Source organism: Streptomyces sp. ISL-99 (assembly GCF_018614005.1).
Classification (GTDB): domain Bacteria; phylum Actinomycetota; class Actinomycetes; order Streptomycetales; family Streptomycetaceae; genus Streptomyces; species Streptomyces flavidovirens.
Genome location: NZ_JAGGPC010000024.1, coordinates 54,640 through 62,122 on the forward strand (window position 1 = coordinate 54,640; position 7,483 = coordinate 62,122).

Sequence of the window (7,483 nt, forward strand, 5' to 3'; positions counted from 1 at the left end):
ACGCCTTCCCACGCCCATGCCCATGCCCATGCCCGTACTCATACTGGGGTGTCCGTCGCCGGTAGGTGAATCGCTCGCCGCTCCCCCTTGCCGTCGTAGGCGATCGAATCGCCGTCCTCGTGCCAGTGGACGACGAAGCGCTCCCCTGCCCGATACGCGTCGAGGCCCGCACGGCAGTAGGCGACCATGTCCGCGGGGAGGGCGTTCAAGGGGTGCCAGGTGAGCTCGGAGCACTTGTCCGGTTCCCGGTTGTACGGTTCGCAGCCCGCCCCGCACTCCGCCTCGAAGAACCAGCCCGTTCTCGGGTCGCCGCCCGGCCCCCGGTGCTGCATGACCAGGGCCACGCGCAGGTCGTCCGGGCTCAGCGTGATGCCGGTCTCCTCCTCCGCCTCACGGATCATCGCCACCCGTACGTCCTCGCCGTCCTCGACGTGCCCGGAGGGCGCGTGCAGCAGACCGTCCGCATACCCGGTGCCGGCCCGGCGGGCGAGCAGTACATCGTCTCCCCGGCGCAGGAGGAGGTGCACGTCGACCACTTCGGTGTGGCGGGGTCGCGGCGCGGGGCGGGCGAGCAGCGCGTACCGGTCGTCGTCGACCGTACGGCCCCACAAGGACGCGTCGGCGGACAGCGGTTCGTGCCGTACGTGCGAGGTGAGCGGGGCCAGTGCTTCCATCACCTCGGCCGCCGGGATGCCGTCTCCGGCCCAGACGCCCTCGATCAGCAGCAGCCGCCCGCCGGGCCTCAGCAGCGAGCACCAGTGACGCAGCGCGGCGCCCGCGTCCGGCAGGAGCCACAGCACATGACGGGCCATCACCACGTCGAACCTCCGCTCCCCGACCGGCGGCCGGAACGCGTCCCCGACGAGGATCTCGGCCTCCGCACCCGCCAGCTTGATCCGGGCGAGGTCCACCATGCGGGGCGAGCGGTCGACCCCCGTCACCCGGTGCCCCTGCTCCGCCGCCAGCAGCGACAGGCTCCCCGTGCCGCAGCCGAGATCGAGGACATCGGCCGGGCGCCCGGCCGCCGGCAGCCACGTCCTCATCCTCGCCGCCCATGCCTCGCGCACAGCGGGGTCGAGCAGGCCGTGGTCCGCCTCCTCGTCGAAGGAGTCCGCGGTCGCGTTCCAGTCAATCCTCGTCGTCATGCATCCGATCCTGGCAGCCACCACTGACAATCAAGCTCACAGTCACATTCAAAGTCACGCCGACAGCGGCTTGCGGTAGTGGAAGCGGTCGTACACGCCCTCCACCCGCCGCTCCACCATCTCGTAGCCGTACCGCTCGTACAGCTTCTGGTTCTCCCACATCTTCGCGTTCGTCAGCAGCCGCACCTCGTTCAGACCGAGCGAGAGGGCGTACGCCTCGACGAAGGCGAGCAGGCGGCGGCCCGTCCCCGTGCCCTGGGCGTCGGGGTGGACCGCGATGGAGTCCAGCCAGAGGTGGTCCTCGTGCGGGACGAGGACCAGGACACCCACGACCGGGTCGCCCGTGACGACCACCCGCCCCGCCGCGACGTTCGCGCCGTGATCGGCCTCCATCGGGGCCGGTACGACGCCGATCCGTTCGATGTAGTGGTGGTAGGCCGCGTCGGTCACGGCCTTCACCCTCGGTACGTCGGCGGAGGCGGCGGGGCGGATGGTCGCGTCTGTCATACCGACACGTTACGACGGCCGCGCATCACCACTTTCTTCAGCCAGGGCCAGGCCAGCAGGATCACGATCACGGCGTAAACCGTCACCGAGAAGGGGGTGTTGACCAGGCCCGTCACGCTTCCGTCGCTGATCTGGAGCGCCCGCCGCAACTGCTGCTCCGCCGCCGGGCCGAGGATCACGCCGATCACCGCCGGCAGCACCGGCAGCCCGTACCGCCGCATGCCGAACCCGATCAGGCCGATGACGAACAGGATCACCAGGTCCAGTGCCTCACCGCCCACCGCGTACGCGCCGACCGCCGCGAAGAAGAGGATCCCCGCGTAGAGGTACGGACGCGGGATGCGCAGCAGCTTCGCCCAGAGCGGCGCCAGCGGCAGGTTGAGCAGGAGCAGCAGCACCATGCCGACGAAGAGCGAGGCGATCAGGCCCCACACCAGGTCGGGTTCGCGCTCGAAGAGCAGCGGTCCCGGCTGGATGCCGTACTGCTGGAACGCGGCCAGCATGACGGCGGCGACGGCCGTCGTCGGCAGGCCCAGCGTCAGCATCGAGACGAGGGTGCCCGCGGCGGAGGCCGAGGCTGCCGATTCCGGGCCGGCCACGCCCTCGATGGCGCCCTTCCCGAACTCCTCCTTGTGCCGCGAGAGGCGCTTCTCGGTGACGTACGAGAGGAACGTCGGGATCTCCGCGCCGCCGGCCGGGATCGCCCCGAACGGGAAACCGATCAGCGGACCGCGCAGCCAGGACTTCCAGGTGCGCCTGACGTCCGCCTTGCCTAGCCACGGGCGGCCGACCGGAATGGGCTCGGCCACCGCGCGCCGCAGGTGCGCGGCGACCCACAGCGCCTCGCCGATCGCGAAGAGGCCGACCGCGACGATCACCACGTCGATGCCGTCGGCGAGCTGGAGCGAGCCGAAGGTGAGGCGCTGCTGACCGGTCATCTGGTCGAGGCCGACCAGGCCGATGGTCAGGCCGATCAGCAACGACGCCGCGCCCCTGATGCGGGACGATCCGAGTACGGACGTCACGGCGATGAAGGCCAGCACCATGATGGCGAAGTAGTCGGGCGCGCCGATGTCCACGGCCAGGGACGCGACGGTCGGGGCCAGGGCCACGAGCAGGATCGTGCCGATCATGCCGCCCGCGAAGTGGCCGATGGCGGCGGCCGCCAGCGCCTGCGCGCCGCGCCCCGCCTTCGCCATCGGATTGCCTTCGATCGCCGCCACGACGGCCGCGCTCTCACCAGGGGTGTTGAGCAGGATCGAGGTGGTCGAGCCGCCGAACATCGCGCCGTAGTAGATGCCCGCGAACATGATGAAGGCGCCGGTGGGCTCCAGGCCGTACGTGACCGGGAGGAGCAGGGCGACGGCCATCGCGGGGCCGATGCCGGGCAGTACGCCGATGGCCGTGCCGAGCAGGACGCCTATCGCGGCCCAGAGCAGGTTGATCGGTGTGAGGGCCGTACCGAAGCCGTCGAGAAGGGAGTTGAGGGAGTCCATGACTCAGAGCACCTCCATCAGGGGGCCACCGGGGAGCGGGACTCCGAGCAGGTTGTTGAAGACGAAGAAGGTGAGGAGGGAGAGGCCGGCCGCGATGAGCGGGTCGCGGTCGTAGTGGCGGCTGCCCAGGGCGTACGCCGATCCCCAGAAGAGCAGGGCCCCGGAGATGGGGAAGCCGAGCGGGTCGATGAGGACCGCGTTGCCGAGGAAGACTCCGGCGAGGAGCAGGACCGTACGCCAGTCACTCGGCTCACTCAGATCGATGTCCTCGCCGCCCTCGGCCTCACCGCGGCCGCCGCGCAGGACGTCGACGGCGAGGAGTACGGCGACGAGCAGCAGGGCGATTCCGACGACGACCGGGACGGTCCTGGGGCCGACGGGGCCGCGCTGGGTGATGTCGACGTCCATGGTGAGGGCGTCGGTGAGGACAAGGACGCCGAGCAGCAACAGCAGAAGGCTGACGCCGATTTCGGAGTGCTCGCGCAGCCAGGACCGGGGCGTGCGGGCGGAGGTGTCGGTTTCGGTGGTCACAGCCCCAGCTCCTTCAGCACCGAGTCCACGCTCTTGTCCTGCTCGTCCAGGAAGTCGCCGAACTTCTCCCCGGTCAGGAACGCGTCGTCCCAGCCGTTCTTCTTCATCGACTCCTGCCATTCGGGCGAGTCGTGCAGCTTCTCGACGAGCGTGACGAGCTTGTCGCGCTCGGCGTCGGTCAGTCCTGGCGGCGCGACGATGCCGCGCCAGTTGGTGAAGTCGGTGTCGAGACCCGCCTCGCGCAGGGTCGGGGCGTCGAGGCCCTTCACGCGCTTGGGCCCGGTGACGGCGAGGAGCCGCAGCTCGCCCGACTTGATCTGGTCGAGGTATTCGCCGACGCCCGAGACGCCGAAGGCGACTTTGTTGCCCAGGATGGAGGCGAGCAGCTCGCCGCCGCCGTCGAAGGGGATGTAGTTGACGGTCTTCGGCTCGATGCCCGCGGCCTTCGCCATCAGCATGGGGGCGAGGTGGTCGGGCCCGCCGGGTGAGGAGCCGCCGCCGACGGGGAGTTTGGCGGGGTCCTTCTTCCAGGCGGCGAGGAGGTCGTCGATGGTTCTGTACGGGGAGTCCTTGGCGACGACGACGATGTCCTGCTCTTCGGTGAGCCGGGCGATCGGGGTCGTGTCACCGAGGGTCTTGGGCGACTTGTTGGTGTGTACGGCGCCGACGACTCCGAGGCCCATCGACATGGCGAGCTTGCCGTTGCCGTGTTCGCCGACGAGCCGGGTCAGGCCCACGGTGCCGCCGGCGCCCGGCAGGTTGAACACCTCGATGTTGTGGGTGAGCCCGGCGTCCTCGGCGTTCTTCGCGGCCGTGCGGGCCGTGATGTCGTAACCGCCGCCGGGTGTGTTGGGAACCATGAAGCGCAGGCCGGGGATCTGCGTGCCGGTGTCGGCGCCGCTGCCTGTGGTGAGCAGCGGCGGCCCCACCAGTACCAGCAGTGCCGCCCCGAGCAGGGCGAGGGGAGTGCGCATGCGCACCTGGGCCACCACCTGTCCGTTTGAACGTGTGAGACGTGTGAACTGGGAATTCACGGAAACTTGTGAAGTGGCCCACATGTTGCCCGCGTGTTAACAAGCTGTCGCCCTTCCGCAATCAACGGACGTTGTGGTCGTTGTGGTCGGGACCTAGCCTTGCGCGGTGACCAAGGTGCTGGTGGTGGACGACGACTTCATGGTCGCCAAGCTGCACAGCCGCTGCGTGTCCGCGATGGATGGTTTTACGGTCGTCGCGGTGGCGCACAGCGGCGCCGAGGCGCTGCGTGCCGCCGAGCGCCTGCGACCCGATCTGATCCTGCTCGACGTATATCTGCCCGACATGGACGGGATCAGTGTGCTGCGCGAACTGCGCGCGGCGGAGGAGCGGGCCGAGGGCAGGCACACCGTGGACGCGCTGTTCATCACGGCGGCACGGGATGCGCAGGTCATCAGGGCGGCGCTGCGGGCGGGCGCCCTGCACTACCTGATCAAGCCGTTCAACCAGGCGGCTCTGCAGGAGCAGCTTCGGCATGTGGCGTCGATGCGTACCCGCTTCGACGAGCTCGCCGAGCAGGGCGAGGTGCGCCAGGCGGACGTCGACCAGATCTTCGGGACCCGCCCGCCGGGCTCGCGCGAGCTGCCGAAGGGCCTCGCGGCGCACACGGCGGACCTGGTGGAGCGCACCTTGCGCGAGCACCCCGAGGGTCTGTCCGCCACCGAGTGCGCCGAGTCGGGGGCGCTGTCACGCGTCAGCTCGCGCCGCTATCTGGAGTACTTCGCGGATACGGGCCGCGCCGAGGTGACGCTGCGGTACGGCGGAACGGGGCGGCCGGAGCGCCGCTACCGGTGGGTCGGCTGATCAACCAATCGCCAATGTGGTGATTTGGCGCGCCCTCCGTGTGAGCCTTCCGTCCACTTTGCGTGGACGGCATTACGCTCCCAGGCGACTGAGGAGGGTGCATGCGGAATAGGACAGGGCACATTGCCCGTCTCGGCGTGCTCACTGCCTTGTGCGTGGCCGCCGTCGTCGGCTGTGACGACACCGATCCCGAAGAACCAATTCCGACGCCCTCGGTCACCGAGTCTTCTCCCGCGGAATTTGGAGAAACAGCGGAACCCGCGGAAAGCGGCACAGCCGTTCCCACTGACGGTGGGGACAGGTCGGTCCCTCCGCCTCCGCCTCCCCCTACGGGCCCAAACAAAAAGGGCACCGACCCAGTGCCTGTGCCTGTGCCTACCCTCACGCCTGATCAGCCGCCACCACCACCTCCTCCTCCGCCACCACCACCTCCTCCTCCGCCACCGCCACCTCCGCCACCACCACCGCCTCCTCCTCCTGCCACGTGAGCGGTTCCATGCAGGACCAGCACAGGGTGTCGCTCGAGAAACAACCAAGTGGGAGTGGTCCCGGCCCGGTGGCGATTCTCAGAGTCGTGATCGCGCAGGCTTCCTTTATTGCCGCGCTCATGTTCTACCTGGGCGCGCTCTACGCCAGCCGCTACTACAGCTACTTTCACGTCTCTCCCTTCTCCCTCGGCTTCGGCTTTGCCGAATTCGTGCTCCAGAGCCTGCACCTGCTGAAGCTTCCGGTTCTGGTGACCTTTATCGTCCTCCTGATCGTGAGCGGTATCCCGCGGCTGCCAAAGCGGCTGCCGCTTCCCGACCGTGTTGCCCGGAGCTTCTATGCGCCGATATCGGCGCTCGCGCGCGGCCACCTGGTAGTCGTTGCGGCCGGCCTGGTCATGCTCATCCTGTGGCCGCTGATCCAGCCCTACGGCTGGGTTGCCCCCCTCACGATTGCGGTCGGGCTCTTGCTTGGGCAGTCAAAGAACGCCCAAGGCGGCCGTGTGACGGGACTGCGCGGCAGGGCGGTGCCGCTCTTCGCCGCAGGCGTGTTCCTCTTCTGGGCGGTCACGCTGGCCGCCTGGGACGTGGGTGAGCGCGACGCCAAGCTGCATGCCGGCAATGTCCTCCACTGGACCAGCGTGGTAGTCCTCAGCACCGAATCCCTCAGCCTGCCTACCGGATCGATCGTGGAGCAGGACCTCGGAGAGGGCCTGCGCCATCGCTATCGCTACACGGGGCTGCGGCTCCTGATCGAGCGCAACGGCCGCTATTACGTCGTACCGGTCAATTGGAACGCCAAGACGGATTCGATCTGGGTCATCCGCGAGAGCGAGAACACCTGGATCGGACTGATGCCGGGCGTGCAATGACGGGCAGCCGGCGCTCGCGCCCGTCCTGGTGGCTCACCTTATGGCGCTCCCTGGCGAACCCTGGCGGTTGGTCGCCACCGCCCGATCCGGGCGTTGACGCGGGGTAGGTTGCGTGGAGTTCGGCTCTGGCTCTCCCTGAGCTCCCTGCTCGCCGTGAGCGGGGACCCGACTCTGGTCGGGGGATGAGAGAGGAGAGCCGAATCTGATGGTGCGACCGAAGAAGTCGAGGTCCCGGTGCCGGGGTCGCCAGCCACGAGGCTGGCTTCAGGTAACTGTTGCGGGCCTTACGGCGGTTACAGCCATCGCGGGGTGTATCGAGCGGTTCATCCACTGACGAGGGGGTGAACCACTGGTGATCCGGACGATTGGTCGGGCAGAAGTGAGCCCGGCCGCCTGTTAGTGATGCTGTTGGTGAATTCGGGCCTGTGCGTGACGTCGGCCTTCAAGACCCGGTTGTGGTCTTGAAGGCCGACGTTGTCGTGTGGGGTGGGTGCGGATGTCGATGCAGCCGAAGGGGTCCGGGGAGATCCCGGCGGAGACGGTGCGGGTGGCGCGGGCCGCGTTCCCGAAAGGGAGCCTGGCGATCCGGGTGCGGGACGAACTGGGGTCGT

Annotated in this window: 6 protein-coding genes and 1 pseudogene; 2 read left to right on the forward strand and 5 right to left on the reverse strand. The window is 68.8% G+C overall.

All coding sequences use genetic code 11. The features are described 5' to 3' along the window. Nucleotides 1–56: 56 nt before the first annotated feature. From J7E91_RS36760 to J7E91_RS15635, 5 genes and pseudogenes are all read right to left on the reverse strand, one after another. Nucleotides 57–1,145: pseudogene (locus tag J7E91_RS36760) on the reverse strand (methyltransferase domain-containing protein); the annotation flags it as partial. A 54-nt stretch (nucleotides 1,146–1,199) separates the two neighbouring features. After that, nucleotides 1,200–1,652: a GNAT family N-acetyltransferase gene (locus J7E91_RS15620; RefSeq protein ID WP_214904099.1), complete on the reverse strand. Its 453-nt coding sequence runs from the start codon at nucleotides 1,650–1,652 to the stop codon at nucleotides 1,200–1,202. Then, the gene (locus J7E91_RS15625) at nucleotides 1,649–3,148 is read right to left on the reverse strand and encodes a tripartite tricarboxylate transporter permease (RefSeq protein WP_214904103.1); all 1,500 of its coding nucleotides are present in this window, start codon (nucleotides 3,146–3,148) and stop codon (nucleotides 1,649–1,651) included. Before J7E91_RS15625 ends, J7E91_RS15620 begins: the two co-directional genes overlap by 4 nt. 3 nt (nucleotides 3,149–3,151) lie before the next feature. Then, nucleotides 3,152–3,679: a tripartite tricarboxylate transporter TctB family protein gene (locus tag J7E91_RS15630; RefSeq protein WP_214904106.1), complete on the reverse strand. Its 528-nt coding sequence runs from the start codon at nucleotides 3,677–3,679 to the stop codon at nucleotides 3,152–3,154. Then, on the reverse strand, nucleotides 3,676–4,659 hold the full coding sequence (locus tag J7E91_RS15635) for a tripartite tricarboxylate transporter substrate binding protein (RefSeq protein WP_214904109.1): 984 nt from the start codon (nucleotides 4,657–4,659) through the stop codon (nucleotides 3,676–3,678). Before J7E91_RS15635 ends, J7E91_RS15630 begins: the two co-directional genes overlap by 4 nt. Before the next feature lie 160 nt (nucleotides 4,660–4,819). Between J7E91_RS15635 and J7E91_RS15640 the strand changes: the two genes are divergently transcribed. Further along, complete coding sequence (locus J7E91_RS15640; protein WP_214904112.1) at nucleotides 4,820–5,515, forward strand: response regulator; 696 nt, start codon at nucleotides 4,820–4,822, stop codon at nucleotides 5,513–5,515. Between the two features lie 574 nt (nucleotides 5,516–6,089). After that, entirely contained in the window at nucleotides 6,090–6,872 is a 783-nt protein-coding gene (locus J7E91_RS15645; protein ID WP_214904115.1) for a hypothetical protein, read from the forward strand. Nucleotides 6,873–7,483: the final 611 nt, after the last annotated feature.

Bases quoted from the DNA above. Each gene is read 5' to 3' on its own strand.
- J7E91_RS15620 (WP_214904099.1), bottom strand. From the start codon at position 1,652: ATGACAGACGCGACCATCCGCCCCGCCGCCTCCGCCGACGTACCGAGG.
- J7E91_RS15625 (WP_214904103.1), bottom strand. From the start codon at position 3,148: ATGGACTCCCTCAACTCCCTTCTCGACGGCTTCGGTACGGCCCTCACA.